Genomic DNA, 14,973 nt, shown 5'->3' with positions numbered 1-14,973 from the left:
TTGGTCGAGTGGTCGAGCGGAAGGACGTACGCACGTGAACGGACCACTGATCGTCCAGTCGGACAAAACCCTGCTCCTGGAAGTCGATCACGAGCGGGCCGATGAGTGCCGTCGGGCGATCGCCGCGTTCGCGGAGCTGGAGCGGGCACCCGAGCACATCCACACCTACCGGGTGACGCCGCTCGGCCTGTGGAACGCCCGCGCGGCCGGGCACGACGCCGAGCAGGTCGTGGACGCGCTGGTCACGTACAGCCGCTACCCCGTGCCGCACGCGCTGCTCGTCGACATCGCCGACACGATGGACCGTTACGGCCGTCTGACGCTCTCCAAGCACCCCACGCACGGCCTCGTCCTCACCACCACCGACCGCCCGGTCCTGGAGGAGGTGCTGCGCTCGAAGCGGGTCGCGCCGCTCGTCGGCGCCCGCATCGACCCGGACACCGTCGCCGTGCACCCCTCCGAGCGCGGCCAGATCAAGCAGACGCTGCTGAAGCTGGGCTGGCCGGCCGAGGACCTCGCCGGTTACGTCGACGGCGAGGCGCACCCGATCGAGCTGAACGAGGACGGGTGGGCGCTCAGGCCCTACCAGAAGCAGGCCGTGGAGAACTTCTGGCACGGCGGCAGCGGGGTCGTGGTGCTGCCGTGCGGCGCCGGCAAGACCCTCGTCGGCGCCGGCTCCATGGCCCAGGCGAAGTCGACCACGCTCATCCTCGTCACGAACACCGTCTCGGCCCGGCAGTGGAAGCACGAGCTGATGAAGCGCACGTCGCTCACCGAGGAGGAGATCGGCGAGTACAGCGGTACGAAGAAGGAGATCCGCCCGGTCACCATCGCCACGTACCAGGTACTGACGACGAAGCGGAAGGGTGTCTATCAGCACCTGGAGCTCTTCGACTCCCGGGACTGGGGCCTGATCCTCTACGACGAGGTGCACCTGCTGCCCGCACCCGTCTTCAAGTTCACCGCGGACCTCCAGGCCCGCCGCCGCCTGGGCCTGACCGCGACCCTGGTCCGGGAGGACGGCCGCGAGTCGGACGTCTTCTCCCTCATCGGCCCGAAGCGGTTCGACGCGCCCTGGAAGGAGATCGAGGCGCAGGGGTACATCGCGCCCGCCGACTGCGTCGAGGTCCGCGTCAACCTCACCGACGCCGAGCGGCTCGCGTACGCCACCGCCGAGCAGGAGGAGAAGTACCGCTTCTGCGCGACGACCGACACCAAGCGGAAGGTCACTGAGGCCATCGTCCGCCGGTTCGCCGGGCAGCAGATCCTGGTCATCGGCCAGTACATCGACCAGCTCGACGAACTGGGCGAGCATCTGAACGCCCCGGTCATCAAGGGCGAGACCTCCAACGCGCAGCGCGAGAAGCTCTTCGGCGCCTTCCGCGAGGGCGAGATCAGCGTCCTCGTCGTGTCCAAGGTCGCGAACTTCTCCATCGACCTGCCGGAGGCCACGGTCGCCATCCAGGTCTCGGGCACCTTCGGCTCCCGCCAGGAGGAGGCTCAGCGCCTCGGCCGCGTCCTGCGCCCGAAGGCCGACGGCCACAAGGCCCACTTCTACTCGGTCGTCGCCCGCGACACGATCGACCAGGACTTCGCCGCCCACCGCCAGCGCTTCCTGGCAGAACAGGGGTACGCGTACCGGATCATGGACGCCGACGAGATCCTGGCGGAGGGGTAGTCGGCCAGAAGGGCGAGGCCGAGCAGCGCCCAGAGCGCGTAGGGCGACGCCAACGGCTGCTGCCACCACGGTAGTCGGAGGTCCCGGGCGCCCTCGTGCGGGAGCAGCCATATCGTGCGGGCCGTGAAGAGGAGGGCCGTTGCCGCCGCGAGGCGGGAGCGGCCCTCCGTCAGCAGTACGGCGGTCAGCGGGACGCACCACACCCAGTGATGGGACCAGCTGATCGGCGAGACGAGCAGGGCGGTGAAGGCCGTCAGGAGGATCGCGTGGCTCTCCTCGGCGGCCCGCGCCGCCAGCCACAGGCCGGTGACCGTGACCGCGGCGGCCGGGAGAGCCCAGGCGAGGCCCGGCGCCGGGTCGCCCAGGGCGCGGGCGACCATCCCCTGCAGGGACTGGTTGTCGACGATCCAGACCTTGCCCACGCGGTCCGTCTCGTAGAGGCGGCGGGTCCAGTAGTCGAGGCTCGCTGAGGGCAGGGCGAGGGCGCCGAGCGCGACCGTCCCCGCGAGGGCCGCCGCAGCCGTGCCCGCCTCCCGGCGTCGCCCGCGCAGCAGCAGATACACGATGAAGATCGCCGGCGTCAGCTTGATCCCGGCGGCGATGCCGACCGCCGCGCCCTTCCAGCGGGCGTCGGCCGGACGCGTGAGGTCCCACAGCACCAGGCAGACCAGGGCGAGGTTGATCTGGCCGAAGAGCAGCGTCTGGAGGACCGGCTCCAGCCAGAGGGCGGCTGCGGTGATGGCACAGAGGGCGGCGGAGGGCAGGCGGAGCTTCGCGCGGCCGCCGGCCAGCCGGGCGGAGAGGTGGACGAGTACGGCGAGCATGAGCGCGTTGCCCGCCAGGAAGGCCGCCTTGAGGGTGGCGAGGGGGATCAGCGCCGTCGGGACGAAGAGGAGGGCCGCGAAGGGCGGGTAGGTGGCGGGGAGCTGCCACTGCGTGACGGTGAAGCCATAGAGATCCTCGCCGCGCAGGACGGCTTCGCCTTCCGCCCGGTAGACCAGCGCGTCGGCCATCGGGAGGGGCTGGTGGGTGCAGAGTGCCGTGAGAGCGAGTAGGGAAACCGCCAGAAGGCAGTAGGGAGTTGCGGAATGTGATCGGCGGGTCACTCAGTGACCCTAGGCGTCACTTGCGGCGGACGCCCGCCTCCTCGCCGTACTCACCGAGGACGATCACGTCGAAGGCCGCACCTGCGAACACCTTGACGGCACGCAGGGCTTCACCGAGGCGATGATGGTGGTGCCCCTGAAGCGCTGTGGCTCCGCGGGGGCCCACGGGTGCTGGTTGGATGGTTGCTGCGCTCATGTCTCCATGATGGATTCGCAGACATAAAGACGGCATCGGCCTGCGGGCCGAAGCGGCGTACTGGCTCCGTACACCTCCGGGCGGATGGCGTCCCCTCAGGGAGGTGGCGGCGTCCCCTAGGGGACGGACGCGGATCGGCCGGGGCCGGCCGGGGGCCGGAATATTCGTTGGCGATTGCCTTCCCCCTTCGCCTAAAATCTCCGCTCTTGCCCGCCTCCCCCGCGGAGTGCCGCCGTCCGGACGGAAACCGGTCGGCTCTCTCGATCACCTACCTGTAGGTCCCTCCGGAGGCACCCCCTTGTCCACGCCCACCGACGACCCACTCGCCCCGCTCTCGCGAGAGCGCTCCCACCTGGCCGTGTCCCGATCCGCCCTGCGTGCCATGCGCGAGGACGTCGAGTCCCTCGACATCCGCGACGTCACCGCGAACTGGGTCAACGCCGAGGTCCTCGCCCGCCAGATCGACGACCGCATCAAGGCGCTGGCCGACCTCAGCGACACCCCGCTGTTCTTCGGCCGGCTCGACTACCTGCACGCTCCCGGCGCCGAGGAGGCCGAGGGCGCGGAGGGGGAGCGCTTCTACATCGGGCGTCGGCATGTGCACGACGCAGGGGGCGACCCGATGGTCATCGACTGGCGGGCACCTGTGTCCCAGCCGTTCTACCGGGCGTCCAAGAAGGACCCGATGGACATCGCGCTGCGCCGCCGCTTCGGTTACACGGGCGGTGACCTCACGGCGTACGAGGACGAGCACCTCTCCGACCCGGCGGAGGCGGCCCGCACCAGCAAGCTGCTCCAGCAGGAGATCGAGCGCCCGCGCGTCGGCCCGATGCGGGACATCGTGGCGACGATCCAGCCGGAGCAGGACGAGATCGTGCGGTCGGGGCTCGGCGGCACGGTGTGCGTGCAGGGCGGTCCGGGCACGGGGAAGACGGCGGTGGGCCTGCACCGGGTGGCCTATCTGCTCTACGCCCACCGCGAGCGCCTCGCCCGCACCGGCACGCTCGTCATCGGACCGAACAGGTCCTTCCTGCACTACATCGAGCAAGTCCTCCCGACGCTCGGCGAGTTGAGTGTCCGGCAGGCGACAGTCGACGACCTGGTGGCGCACGTCGAGGTGCGCGGTACGGACGACGCGCCGGCGGCTGTCATCAAGGGCGACGCGAGGATGGCGGAGGTGCTGCGGCGCGCGGTGTACGCGCACGTGACCATGCCGACGGAGCCGGTGGTCGTCGTACGCGGATCGCGGCGGTGGCGTGTCCCGGCGTACGAACTCGAAGAGACCGTGCGTGAGTTGCTCGCCCGCGACATCCGCTACGGCGCTGCCCGCGAGGCCCTCCCGCAGCGCATCGCGCACGCCGTGCTGGTGCAGATGGAGCAGTCGGGGGAGGCGCCGGACGACCGGGTGCAGGACGCGGTGGCCCGCAACAGCGCGGTGAAGGCCGCGGTCAAGGCGATCTGGCCGCCGGTCGATCCGGCGAAACTGGTGTTGCGGCTGCTCGCCGACGCGGACTTCCTGGCGGAACACGCGGCCGGGGTCCTCGACGAGGACGAGCAGAAGACGATCCTGTGGGTGAAGCCGGCACGGTCGGTGAAGGCCGCCCAGTGGTCCGCGGCGGATGCGGTGCTGATCGACGAGGCGAACGACATCGTGGCGCGTACGTCGTCCCTCGGCCATGTCGTGCTCGACGAGGCGCAGGATCTCTCGCCGATGCAGTACCGGGCGGTGGGCCGGCGTTGCACGACCGGTTCGGCGACGGTGCTGGGGGATCTGGCGCAGGGCACGACCCCGTGGGCGACGCGGAGCTGGGACGAGGCGTTGGCCCACCTCGGCAAGTCGGAGGGGGTCATCGAGGAGCTGACGGCCGGATTCCGCGTCCCGACGGACGTCATCGCCTACGCCTCCCGCCTCCTCCCCCACATCGCGCCCGGCCTGACGCCGGTGGCGTCGATCCGTGAGAACCCGGGGTTCTTCGAGGTCCGCAAGGTGTCGGAGGCGTCTGAAGTCATCGCCGCTTGCGGGGAGTTGCTGCGCCGGGAGGGGTCGATCGGCCTGATCGCCGCGGATGCGCGGGTTCCGGTGCTGGCGGAAGGGCTCGCGGCGGCGGGGATCACGCATCTGGCGCCCGGCGAGGAGACGACCGAGCAGACCCGGTTGACGCTGGTGCCGGCGTCGCTCGCGAAGGGTCTGGAGTACGACTACGTCGTCCTGGACGAGCCGCAGGCGGTGGTGGACGGGGAGCCGGATGAGCGGACGGGGCTGCGGCGGTTGTATGTCGCGCTGACGCGGGCGGTGTCGGGGTTGGTGGTCGTGCATGGGGGGTCGTTGCCGGGGCAGCTGGGGTGACGGGTCCCTCCGGGGGTTGGGCGGGGGGTCCGGGGTGGTGACGGTTTGTGTTCGGGGCGCGGGTGCGTGGGGGCTGGTCGCGCAGTTCCCCGCGCCCCTGAAGGGGTGGTAGGTGCCGTGGGCTACGAGCTGTCGGGCGGGCGCAGCGGCAGCCCGGCAGCGCCGGGCCGCGCGGCCCACCCCCGCCAAGCACTCCCCGCCTACGAAACCCCGTCCAGCACAGCACGCCACTCAGCCACCGCTCCCACCGACACCGGCCCCTCCCAGCCGTCCGGGCGGGCCGCGCCGCCGATGTGGAAGGCGTCGATGCCGGCGGTCAGCAGCGTCGGCACGTGGTCGAGTCGGAGCCCGCCGCCCACCAGGATCCGCTGCTCGTAGCCGGGCTCACCGACCCTCGCCGCCTCGGTGAGCAGGACGGCGAGGCCGTCGTCGACGCCGGTCGGTGAGCCGGCCGTGAGGTAGGTGTCCAGGCCCGGCATGCCGTCGAGCTGCTTGCGCAGCGCGTCCCGGTCGGCGGCCCGGTCGATGGCCCGGTGGAACGTCCACCGGCACCCGTCCAGCTCACTCACCACCCGCTCGACGGCTTCGAGGTCCACCCCGCCGTCGGCGTCGAGAAACCCGAGCACGAACTCGTCCGCCCCGGCGCCCCGCAGCTCCCGCGCCACCCGCACGAGCCGCCCCACGTCCCCCGCCGCGAACCCGTCCGCCGGCCTCAGCATCACGCGCAGGTCGATGCCGACGGCGGCTCGGATCCCGGCGAAGGTCTCGACCGGCGGGGTGAGCCCGTCGGCGGCCATGTCGGTGACCAGTTCGAGCCGGTCCGCACCCCCGGCCTGGGCGGCGACCGCGTCCTCGACACCGAGGGCGATCACCTCCAGGACTGCACGCTTGCTCATGGGACCCCATTCCTCGGCATTCGACGACGGCTACAGGTCTAGTCCAATCCAAGGGTACGGGGTGGAGGCTCGCCCGGGGGCGCGCAGGGGTCACCCGAAGATGTTCAGCTCCTCCGCCTCCGCCCCCGCCAGCTCGTACGACGCCCCCTCCGCCGGCCGCCCCGCGTACAGCCGTACGAGGGTGGCGGCGTCCCCGATGTACCGCGGCGGGGGACTCGGAGCCGTCGGGTCGCCCAGGCGCAGGGGCTCGTCGACGTCGTCCAGGTCGGCATGGAGCGGGATGCGGCGCCGCTCCCGGGACAGCCGGACCAGCAGCCGCAGCGCATCCGGCAGCCCGGCCCCGGCGTACGCCCCCGGCTCCCCGAGCACGTCCCACATGTCACCGGCGTGCACCCTCCCCCACTGCCTTAAAGGCGTGGGGGGACCCCCACCCCGAGCGCGATGCCATCCAGGGCCCCGCCCGCCTTGGCGATCACCGGCCCCGCCTCGGTCATCCCGCGCTCCAGCTCGTCGACGACCTGAGCGTTGGTCCAGTCGGCGCGAGCGGCGATGTCCCGGTCGTTGGACTCGGGCGAGAACACGCCCTCCTCGAACCGGTTCTCCACCACCCGCATCAGCGCGGCCGAACAGTGCGCCAGCACATCCCGCACCGACCACCCCGGACACGCAACGGTCGCCACGGCGAAGTCGGCCTCCGACCGCGCCCGCCAACACCGGAACCAACGCATCCCGCTCGACGGCCAACAGCCGCCCCGGCAACTCGGGATCCCGTACGTCGTACCCGTCAGCAGAAGTCATACCGCCACGCTAGGCCTCCGCCACCGCCACAGGGCCAGAACCTCGGGGCAGGACTGCTCGCAGCTACGGCACCTGCAGCGCCCTAGGGGCCCAGGGAACTGCGCGACCAGCCCCCACCCACCCGCACCCCGAACACAAACCACCACCACCCCCGACCCCCGAAACCCACCACCCCCGGAACAATGACCCCATGGCCGACCTCCACACCCCCGCCGCCCTCAACACACTCCGCACCCGCTTCACCCAAGCCCTGAACGCAACCCGCTCCCCCGCCACCACCCCCGACCCCACCCCCTACGCCGAAAGCCTCCTCACCCGCTGGCAGGAACCGCAGCGGCACTACCACACGCTCACCCACCTCACCGCGGTCCTGGACCGCATCGACGAGCTGGCGGGGCACGCCCGCGACCCGGACGTCGTGCGGCTCGCCGCCTGGTTCCACGACGCGGTGTACCTCCCCGACCGCTCGGAGAACGAGGAGCGCTCGGCCCGCCTCGCCGAACGCGCCCTCACGGAAGCCGGTGTCCCCGCGGAGCGGACCGCCGACGTGGCCCGCCTGGTCCGGCTCACCGTCACCCACGCCCCGGCGCCGGACGACCCCGACGGCCAGGTCCTGTGCGACGCCGACCTGGCGATCCTCGCGGCGCCGCCGTCCGCGTACGCCGCGTACACGGCCGCCGTCCGCGAGGAGTACCACTTCGTCCCGAACGACGCCTTCCGCGAGGGCCGCGCCGCCATCCTGCGCCAACTCCTGGATCTGCCAAGCCTGTTCAGCACGCCGTACGGACAGGAGAAGTGGGAGGCCACCGCCCGCTACAACCTCGCCGCCGAGCTGGAAATGCTGTCGCTCTGACGACTCCGCCGCCGTAGCCTGCACGGCATGCGAGAGATGGGCGGGGAACGCGTACAGGAAGCCGTGGCGAGCTGCGCGGCGCTGCTGCGGACGGCGGTGGAAAGGGACTGGGGCGGGGCGAAGGCCGGGCGGCTGGAGTGGAGTTGCCACCAGACGGCGTTCCACATCGCCGAGGACCTCATCGCGTACGCCGCCAACCTGGCCGGCCGCGCCCAGGACGGCTACGTCCCCTTCGAGATCACCCTCGACGAGGGCACCGGCAACGAAGGGCTGATCCACGTCATCGAGACGACCGGCGCCCTCCTCACCGCTGCCGTCCGCACCGCTCCCCGCGAGGTCCGCGCGTTCCACCCGTACCCCTTCCGCAGCGCGAACCGCGAGGGCTTCGCCGCGATGGGCGTCGCCGAGGTGCTGCTGCACACGTACGACATCGCCGAGGGGCTCGGGGTGGCGTACGAACCGCCCGCCGAGCTGCCCGGGTTCGTCCTCACGACGATCTTTCCGCACGTCCGGCCCGGCACCGACCCGTGGCCCACCCTGCTCTGGGCCACCGGCCGCGGCGACCTGCCCGGCCGTGCGCCGGTCACCGAGTGGCGCTGGCGCAACAACCTGGTCCTGCCCACCGACCGCCTCACCCTCCAGGGCGTCACCCCCGCGGCCGCCACCGACCTGAGCGCGGGCGGCGACGGCGGGTTCACATGGGTCGTCGGCGGCCCCTTCGAGGGGACGCGGGAGGCCGCCGGAATGGTGTCGAAGGCGTACGAGGAGGGGGTGCACCGCCCCGAGTTCGGCCTGTTCGTCCTCGTCCGGCGGGAGGACGGCCTCGCGGTCGGCGGCCTCGGCTTTCACGGTGCCCCCGACGAGGAGGGCACCGCAGAGGTCGGCTACGACCTCGTGGAGGGCGTCCGCGGACGCGGCTACGCGAGCGAGGCGCTGAGCGCGCTGTCGGAGTGGGCCCTGGCCCGGGACGACGTGCGCCTCCTCTGCGCGGCGATCCACGCCGACAACGCCCCGTCACAGCGCGTCGTCGCCCGCGCCGGATACGCACGCACGACCGTCGAGGAGGAGCGGGCGGCACAGGAGCAGCACGACATGGACCAGTCCCTGCGGCTCTACGTCCGTCGCGGGCACCCCACGGCGGCCTAGCCTGGGGCGGAGCCGACCCGCACCGTCGCAGGGAGCCGCCATGTCGTTCACCGCCGAGGAGATCGCCTACCTCACCACGAACCCTCTCGCCCGTCTGGCCAGCCTCTGCGCGGACGAGCAGCCCGATGTCGTCCCGGTGGCCCTGGAGTTCGACGGCACCCACTTCTGGGTGGGCGGACCCGGCGAGGAGGTCCTCGGCACCCGCAAGTTCCGCAATGTCGGCCGCGGACGCGGCAAGGTGGCCTTCGTCGTGGACGACATGGTCTCCGTCGAGCCGTTCATCGCGCGTGGCATCCGGGTGTACGGCGTCGCGGACGGTCCCGTGGAGCGGGTCGGCATGGTGGGCCCCGGCCACTACCTGCGCATCACGCCGACGCTCTCCTGGAGCTGGAACCTGTCGGACCCGCCTCGGCCCGCCGGTGAGTCCTGGTACCCCATGCGCCGGGTCGAGCACTCCACGCCGCACTCCACGCCGAACTCCTGACCCCGAATTCTCGACCGTGACCCAGGTCACACCTACTCATGTCACATCGCTCCGCGCCGGTCCGTCATAGCTGTGTAACCACCGACGAACGGCAAGGGAGTTGGCCATGAGCGCCCGACTGAACATCTTCGGAATCCCCAGCGCCGGCAAGATCATCAAGCACATCACCTCGGCGAGCAAGGTGGTGCACGACTCGACACTGCCCGTCACCACCCAGCACCTGGTGACGCTCCGCGCCAGCCAGATCAACGGCTGCGGGTTCTGCACCGACATGCACAGCAAGGACGCCGTCGCCGCGGGCGAGGACTGGCTACGCCTCAATATGGTCGCGGCCTGGCGGGAGGCCACCTGCTTCACCGAGGCCGAGCGCGCCGCCCTTGAGCTGGCGGAGGAGGGCACGCGCATCGCGGACGCGGCCGGCGGGGTCCCGGACGAGGTGTGGGACAACGCCGCCAAGCACTACGACGAGGAGCAGCTCGCCTCCCTGGTGTTCCTGATCGGCCTCATCAACGCCTACAACCGGATGAACGTCCTCATCCAGCAGCCCGCCGGCGACTACCAGCCCGGCCAGTTCGCGTAGCCGGGATCCATCCCGCCGGCCAGTAGCCGGTACCCATCCCGCCGGCCAAGAGGGCGGTCAAGGGGGCGGTCAGGAGGGCGTCAGCCCGCCTCCCGCCCCTTCGGCCTGCGCAGCCCCGCCCCCTGCAGCAGCCGCACCACCTCACGGCTGCTGACCTCCACGGCACCCGCCCGCACCGCATCGGCGTAGCGGTGGGACGGGACGTCGTAGTGGTCCCGCTCGAAAGCCCGGCGCGGTACACCCAAACCGTCGGCGAACGCGTGCAGTTCGTCGTACGACAGGTCGCTCACGAGGTGCGACCACATCCGCCCGTGTCCCGGCCAGGTCGGCGGGTCGATGTAGATCGTCACGGCGTCACGCGCTCTCTCCCGAGGGCTGCGCCCCGCCCGCGCCGGCCGTCCCCAGCGACCCCACCGCCGCGACCCTCACACCCGCCTTGTGGCACACCCAGTACGGATCGGGCCCCAGCTCCGGCTCGACCTCCAGCGCATGCGGATCGCCGGCGCCGCACACCGGGCACAGCGGCCAGCGCCCGAACCGGTCCAGCAGCGCGTCCTGCACGTCCTGGGCGACCAGCCCGGCCACGAACTCCACGCCGTCCGGCCACTGCTCCACCCACCAGCGCCGTTGTACGACCGACTCCTCGACCAGCGACACGACGTCCGCCTCGGCGACCTCACCCGCGGCCAGGTCGGCGAGCACGAGGGCGCGGGCCGCGTGCAGCGCCTGTTCCAGCGGGCTGAGCGGACTGATGGGTTCCATGGTCCTATTGTGCGCACTCTTGACCACCGCACGGGGTGGAAATATTTTTCAGAGGTGACCAATAACGTGAAGGAAACTTTCGGCCGCGGGGGGCCGACCGGTCCGGCCCCGGCGCCCGCCGCCCTCGCGGCCAAGGTGCGCACGCTCGCCCCGTCGATGACCCGCTCCATGCAGCGCGTCGCCGAAGCGGTCGCGAACGATCCGGCGGGCTGCGCGGCCCTCACGGTCACCGGCCTGGCCGAACTCACCGGCACCAGCGAGGCCACCGTCGTGCGCACCGCCCGCCTCCTCGGCTACCCCGGCTACCGCGATCTGCGCCTCGCCCTCGCCGGCCTCGCCGCCCAGCAGCAGTCGGGCCGCGCCCCCGCCATAACGACCGACATCGCGGTGGACGACCCGATCGCGGACGTGGTGGCGAAGCTCGCCTACGACGAGCAGCAGACCCTCGCCGACACGGCCGCCGGCCTCGACACCGCCCAGCTCGGAGCGGCCGTATCGGCTGCCGCCGCCGCCCGCCGGATCGACGTGTACGGCGTCGGGGCGTCCGGGCTGGTCGCCCAGGACCTCGTCCAGAAGCTGCTGCGGATAGGGCTCATAGCCCACGCGCACAGCGATCCGCACCTCGCCGTGACGAACGCCGTGCAGCTGCGCGCGGGTGACGTGGCGATCGCCATCACCCACTCCGGGTCCACCGGGGACGTGATCGAGCCGCTGCGGGTGGCGTTCGAGCACGGGGCGACGACCGTCGCGATCACCGGGCGTCCGGACGGGGCGGTCACCCAGTACGCCGATCACATCCTCACGACGTCCACGGCGCGGGAGAGCGAGCTGCGGCCGGCGGCCATGTCGTCCCGGACCAGTCAGCTGCTTGTGGTGGACTGCCTGTTCGTGGGGGTGGCGCAGCGGACGTACGACACGGCCGCGCCCGCGCTGGCCGCGTCGTACGAGGCGCTGGCGCATCGGCACCGCAGATAGACCGCAGGCCCGACGGTCGGTCCCCGCGCCCCTTTTCCTCTGGGTCGGACAGCACACCGGAAACTGGAAAGAGCCGCCTCCGCCATGACCTCTCCATCCAACCCCCGTGATCTCCGCGCCGAGTTGGAGACCCTGACCACCGAGGCGTTCCGCCCCGAGCTCGCCGAGATCGACCGCCTGCCCACCCTGGACATCGCCCGGCTCATGAACGGCGAGGACGCGGCCGTACCCACCGCCGTCGCACAGCGCCTCCCCCAGATCGCCGCCGCCATCGACGCCGTCGCGGAACGGATGGCCCGGGGCGGCCGCCTCATCTACGCCGGCGCAGGCACCGCCGGGCGCCTCGGCGTGCTCGACGCCTCCGAGTGCCCGCCCACCTTCAACACCGACCCCTCCCAGGTCGTCGGCCTCATCGCGGGCGGCCCCGAGGCCATGGTCGTCTCGGTCGAGGGCGCCGAGGACTCCAAGGACCTGGCCCGCACCGACCTCGACGCCCTCGCGCTCACCCCCACCGACACGGTGGTCGGCATCTCCGCCTCCGGGCGCACGCCGTACGCGATCGGCGCGGTCGAACACGCGCACACGCAGGGCGCGTTGACGATCGGCCTGTCCTGCAACCCGGACAGCGCCCTGGCGGCGGCCGCCGAGCACGGCATCGAGATCGTCGTGGGCCCGGAACTCCTCACCGGCTCGACACGCCTGAAGGCGGGCACGGCCCAGAAGCTGGTCCTCAACATGCTCTCGACGATCACGATGATCCGCCTGGGCAAGACCTACGGAAACCTGATGGTCGACGTCCGCGCCTCCAACGACAAGCTGCGAGCCCGCTCCCGCCGCATCGTCGCCCTGGCCACGGGCGCCGACGACACCGACATCGAACGAGCCCTGACCGAGGCGGCCGGCGAGGTGAAGACAGCGATCCTGATCCTCCTGGCGGACGTGGACGGCCCTACGGCGACCGGGCTTCTCGACGGGGCGAAGGGGCATTTGCGGGCGGCGATGGGCGCGGGCGGGCGGAGGGACGGCCGCTGAGCGGGCTCGTCCGCCGTTTCAACTCCCCTGTTAGCGTGGCCACATGACGGCACCGAAGACGTTCCGCATCGGCGGCGATCTGGAAGTACGGCGGCTCGGGTTCGGGGCCATGCATCTGCGGCCGGAGAGCAACGAGGCCCGGGCCGGCCACCTCGCGGTCGCCCGGCGGGCCGTCGAACTGGGCGTCACACTGATCGACACGGCGCACCTGTACGGCTGGGGAGCGAACGAGGATCTCCTCGCCGAAGCCCTGCACCCGTACCCGGCCGACCTCGTGATCGCCACGAAGGTCGGCTTCCGCCAGACCACCTCGGGCGAGGGCTGGCGGCACGCGGGCGAGCCCGCCGACCTGCGCGTCCAGGTCGACGAGGCCCTGCGCCGCCTCCGCCTCGACCGCATCGAGCTGCTCCAGCTCCACCGGCTCGACCCCGGCGTACCGCTCCCCGACCAGCTCGGCGCGCTGCGCGACCTGCGTGCCGAGGGCAAGGTGGGCCGGATCGGCCTGTCCGAGGTCACGGCCGCCGAGCTGGCCGAGGCCCGGGCCGTCGTCGACATCGCGAGCGTCCAGAACCGGTACAACCTCCTCGACCGCGAGCACGAGCCCGTACTGAAGGCCTGCGAGGAGGCGGACATCGCCTTCCTGCCGTGGCGGCCGGTGGCCGCCGGACAGTCGGGGGCGAAGGCCGAAATCGCCGCGGTGGCAAAGGAACTGGACGCCACCCCGACGCAGGTCGTCCTCGCCTGGCTCCTCGCCCACTCCCCGGTGATCATCCCCATCCCGGGGACCACGAGCATCGCGCACGTGGAGGAGAACGTCGGCGCGGACGCCGTCCACCTCACCGAGGTGCATTACGACCGCCTCAGCCGTGCCTCCGAGTCCGCCTGACCCGGCCTAACGGGGCAGTCTCCCCTCCCGGTTGACCTGCCGGACCCGCGCCAACAGCTCCTCCTTCGTCGGCGCGGGCTCCACCGGCTCGCCCCGCAACACCGCCGCCAGCCGCTCCGCGGTCCGGACGTTGCAACGCCCCAACTGGACGAGAACGAACGGCCCGTCGCTTGCGCCGGTTACCGGGTCCACACACAGGGAGGGGCCATGCCGGGACCCAAGGACCTCGACCCTTCCTCATCGCCGCGCGCGCTGCTGGGGGCGGAATTACGTCACGCACGCGAGAAGAAGGGTCTCAGCCAGGAGGCGTTGGGCCAGAAGCTGTTCGTCAGCGGCACCTTCGTGGGCCAACTGGAGGCGGGTACGCGGCGCTTGCGGCTGGACATGGCGCCGCTGGTGGATGAGGTGCTGGGCACGAACGGGTTCTTCGAGCGAAACTGCGAGGCGGCCAACAAGTCCAGGTACTCGGAGCACTTCGCGGAGGCGGCCGAGGCCGAGGCACAAGCGACGGCGATCAGGCAGTACGCGCCGTTGCTGATCGCGGGGCTGTTGCAGACTCCGGCGTACGCACACGCCGTGAACCGCGCGTATGACCCGACGGCGCCCGAAGAGACCATCGACGAGTGGGTGGCGGGCCGGATGGAACGGACGCGTCTGCTTGACCACCCAACAACGCCGTTGTTGTGGATGGTGCTTGACGAGGCCGCCCTTCGCAGAGAGACCGGAGGGCGGGAGGTGATGGCGGAAGCCCTGCGCCATGTCGCCAGTCTGGCCCGCGGGAGCCGGGTCATCGTGCAGGTGCTGCCGTTCAGTGCGGGAGCACACAGGGCAATGGATGGCTCGCTAAAGCTGACGGACTTCCAGGACGCCCCTCCGCTGGTCTACTTCGAGGGACCCGGCATTGGACGGCTGGAGGACGACCCGGCCACGGTCGCCCAACTGAGGTTCACCTTCGAACTCCTAACGGCCTCATCACTCTCGCCCGAGAAGTCCCTAGCCTTGATCGAGACGTTGGCGCAGGATTACACCCATGAGGAGCATCCCTGATTACGACCTGAGCGCGGCCACCTGGCACAAGTCCAGCTACAGCGGCGGTGGCGGCAACGACTGCCTCGAAGTCACCCACGACTTCCCCACCCTCGTCCCCGTCCGCGACTCCAAGAACCCTCACGGCCCCAAGCTCACTTTCACCGCATCCGCATGGTCCGCCTTCGTCAATGCGGTCAGAATCTGA

15 protein-coding genes and 2 pseudogenes are annotated in these 14,973 nt (G+C 71.5%); 11 read left to right on the top strand and 6 right to left on the bottom strand.

The window, feature by feature from the left end; translation table 11 throughout:
• Positions 1–34: 34 nt before the first annotated feature.
• Positions 35–1,678, top strand: a complete 1,644-nt coding sequence (locus OHO27_RS23200) for a DNA repair helicase XPB (protein WP_328426900.1) — start codon at positions 35–37, stop codon at positions 1,676–1,678.
• Here the strand turns inward: OHO27_RS23200 and OHO27_RS23195 are convergent.
• Positions 1,666–2,784 (bottom strand): annotated as a pseudogene (locus OHO27_RS23195) (glycosyltransferase 87 family protein); the annotation flags it as partial. The gene OHO27_RS23200 and the pseudogene OHO27_RS23195 sit on opposite strands and share 13 nt — an antisense overlap.
• A 16-nt stretch (positions 2,785–2,800) precedes the next feature.
• Entirely contained in the window at positions 2,801–2,980 is a 180-nt protein-coding gene (locus tag OHO27_RS23190) for a hypothetical protein (RefSeq protein WP_328426899.1), read from the bottom strand.
• 298 nt (positions 2,981–3,278) lie between these two features.
• Between OHO27_RS23190 and OHO27_RS23185 the strand changes: the two genes are divergently transcribed.
• Complete coding sequence (locus OHO27_RS23185) at positions 3,279–5,327, top strand: HelD family protein (protein WP_328426898.1); 2,049 nt, start codon at positions 3,279–3,281, stop codon at positions 5,325–5,327.
• A gap of 200 nt (positions 5,328–5,527) precedes the next feature.
• On the opposite strand, the gene OHO27_RS23180 is transcribed toward OHO27_RS23185, so the two are convergent.
• Positions 5,528–6,223, bottom strand: a complete 696-nt coding sequence (locus tag OHO27_RS23180; RefSeq protein WP_328426897.1) for a copper homeostasis protein CutC — start codon at positions 6,221–6,223, stop codon at positions 5,528–5,530.
• Between the two features lie 90 nt (positions 6,224–6,313).
• Positions 6,314–7,021: pseudogene (locus OHO27_RS23175) on the bottom strand (maleylpyruvate isomerase family mycothiol-dependent enzyme).
• Between the two features lie 190 nt (positions 7,022–7,211).
• On the opposite strand from OHO27_RS23175, the gene OHO27_RS23170 reads away from it, so the two are divergent.
• The 4 genes from OHO27_RS23170 to OHO27_RS23155 all read left to right on the top strand — a co-directional run bounded on the left by OHO27_RS23170 (position 7,212) and on the right by OHO27_RS23155 (position 10,084).
• Positions 7,212–7,874, top strand: a complete 663-nt coding sequence (locus OHO27_RS23170; RefSeq protein ID WP_328426896.1) for an HD domain-containing protein — start codon at positions 7,212–7,214, stop codon at positions 7,872–7,874.
• A gap of 27 nt (positions 7,875–7,901) precedes the next feature.
• Positions 7,902–9,020 (top strand): GNAT family N-acetyltransferase, encoded by a 1,119-nt coding sequence (locus tag OHO27_RS23165; protein ID WP_328426895.1) that lies wholly within the window; start codon positions 7,902–7,904, stop codon positions 9,018–9,020.
• 40 nt (positions 9,021–9,060) lie between these two features.
• Positions 9,061–9,504 (top strand): PPOX class F420-dependent oxidoreductase, encoded by a 444-nt coding sequence (locus OHO27_RS23160; protein ID WP_328426894.1) that lies wholly within the window; start codon positions 9,061–9,063, stop codon positions 9,502–9,504.
• A 106-nt stretch (positions 9,505–9,610) separates the two neighbouring features.
• Positions 9,611–10,084: a carboxymuconolactone decarboxylase family protein gene (locus OHO27_RS23155; RefSeq protein ID WP_328426893.1), complete on the top strand. Its 474-nt coding sequence runs from the start codon at positions 9,611–9,613 to the stop codon at positions 10,082–10,084.
• 80 nt (positions 10,085–10,164) lie between these two features.
• Here OHO27_RS23155 and OHO27_RS23150 read toward each other — a convergent pair whose 3' ends face one another.
• Complete coding sequence (locus OHO27_RS23150) at positions 10,165–10,434, bottom strand: DUF4031 domain-containing protein (protein WP_328426892.1); 270 nt, start codon at positions 10,432–10,434, stop codon at positions 10,165–10,167.
• A 4-nt stretch (positions 10,435–10,438) separates the two neighbouring features.
• The gene (locus OHO27_RS23145) at positions 10,439–10,837 is read right to left on the bottom strand and encodes a hypothetical protein (RefSeq protein ID WP_328430515.1); all 399 of its coding nucleotides are present in this window, start codon (positions 10,835–10,837) and stop codon (positions 10,439–10,441) included.
• Positions 10,838–10,900: 63 nt separating this feature from the next.
• Between OHO27_RS23145 and OHO27_RS23140 the strand changes: the two genes are divergently transcribed.
• The 5 genes from OHO27_RS23140 (at position 10,901) to OHO27_RS23120 (ending at position 14,973) form a co-directional block, all read left to right on the top strand.
• Positions 10,901–11,821, top strand: a complete 921-nt coding sequence (locus OHO27_RS23140; RefSeq protein ID WP_328426891.1) for a MurR/RpiR family transcriptional regulator — start codon at positions 10,901–10,903, stop codon at positions 11,819–11,821.
• 84 nt (positions 11,822–11,905) lie between these two features.
• Positions 11,906–12,853 (top strand): N-acetylmuramic acid 6-phosphate etherase, encoded by a 948-nt coding sequence (gene murQ / locus OHO27_RS23135; RefSeq protein ID WP_328426890.1) that lies wholly within the window; start codon positions 11,906–11,908, stop codon positions 12,851–12,853.
• A 43-nt stretch (positions 12,854–12,896) separates the two neighbouring features.
• Positions 12,897–13,739: an aldo/keto reductase gene (locus OHO27_RS23130; protein ID WP_328426888.1), complete on the top strand. Its 843-nt coding sequence runs from the start codon at positions 12,897–12,899 to the stop codon at positions 13,737–13,739.
• 207 nt (positions 13,740–13,946) lie between these two features.
• A complete protein-coding gene (locus OHO27_RS23125; RefSeq protein ID WP_328426886.1) occupies positions 13,947–14,786 on the top strand; it encodes a helix-turn-helix domain-containing protein in 840 nt (279 codons plus the stop codon).
• Positions 14,770–14,973: a DUF397 domain-containing protein gene (locus tag OHO27_RS23120; protein WP_328426882.1), complete on the top strand. Its 204-nt coding sequence runs from the start codon at positions 14,770–14,772 to the stop codon at positions 14,971–14,973. The genes OHO27_RS23125 and OHO27_RS23120 overlap by 17 nt, the downstream gene beginning before the upstream one ends.

The organism is Streptomyces sp. NBC_00443 (assembly GCF_036014175.1).
Lineage (GTDB): Bacteria > Actinomycetota > Actinomycetes > Streptomycetales > Streptomycetaceae > Streptomyces.
The sequence above is the reverse complement of the archived record's forward strand: the minus strand, read 5'-3'. Positions and strand labels throughout refer to the sequence as shown.

Bases quoted from the DNA above. Each gene is read 5' to 3' on its own strand.
- OHO27_RS23190 (WP_328426899.1), bottom strand. From the start codon at position 2,980: ATGAGCGCAGCAACCATCCAACCAGCACCCGTGGGCCCCCGCGGAGCC.
- OHO27_RS23180 (WP_328426897.1), bottom strand. From the start codon at position 6,223: ATGAGCAAGCGTGCAGTCCTGGAGGTGATCGCCCTCGGTGTCGAGGAC.
- OHO27_RS23170 (WP_328426896.1), top strand. From the start codon at position 7,212: ATGGCCGACCTCCACACCCCCGCCGCCCTCAACACACTCCGCACCCGC.
- OHO27_RS23165 (WP_328426895.1), top strand. From the start codon at position 7,902: ATGCGAGAGATGGGCGGGGAACGCGTACAGGAAGCCGTGGCGAGCTGC.
- OHO27_RS23160 (WP_328426894.1), top strand. From the start codon at position 9,061: ATGTCGTTCACCGCCGAGGAGATCGCCTACCTCACCACGAACCCTCTC.
- OHO27_RS23155 (WP_328426893.1), top strand. From the start codon at position 9,611: ATGAGCGCCCGACTGAACATCTTCGGAATCCCCAGCGCCGGCAAGATC.
- murQ (WP_328426890.1), top strand. From the start codon at position 11,906: ATGACCTCTCCATCCAACCCCCGTGATCTCCGCGCCGAGTTGGAGACC.
- OHO27_RS23130 (WP_328426888.1), top strand. From the start codon at position 12,897: ATGACGGCACCGAAGACGTTCCGCATCGGCGGCGATCTGGAAGTACGG.
- OHO27_RS23125 (WP_328426886.1), top strand. From the start codon at position 13,947: ATGCCGGGACCCAAGGACCTCGACCCTTCCTCATCGCCGCGCGCGCTG.
- OHO27_RS23120 (WP_328426882.1), top strand. From the start codon at position 14,770: ATGAGGAGCATCCCTGATTACGACCTGAGCGCGGCCACCTGGCACAAG.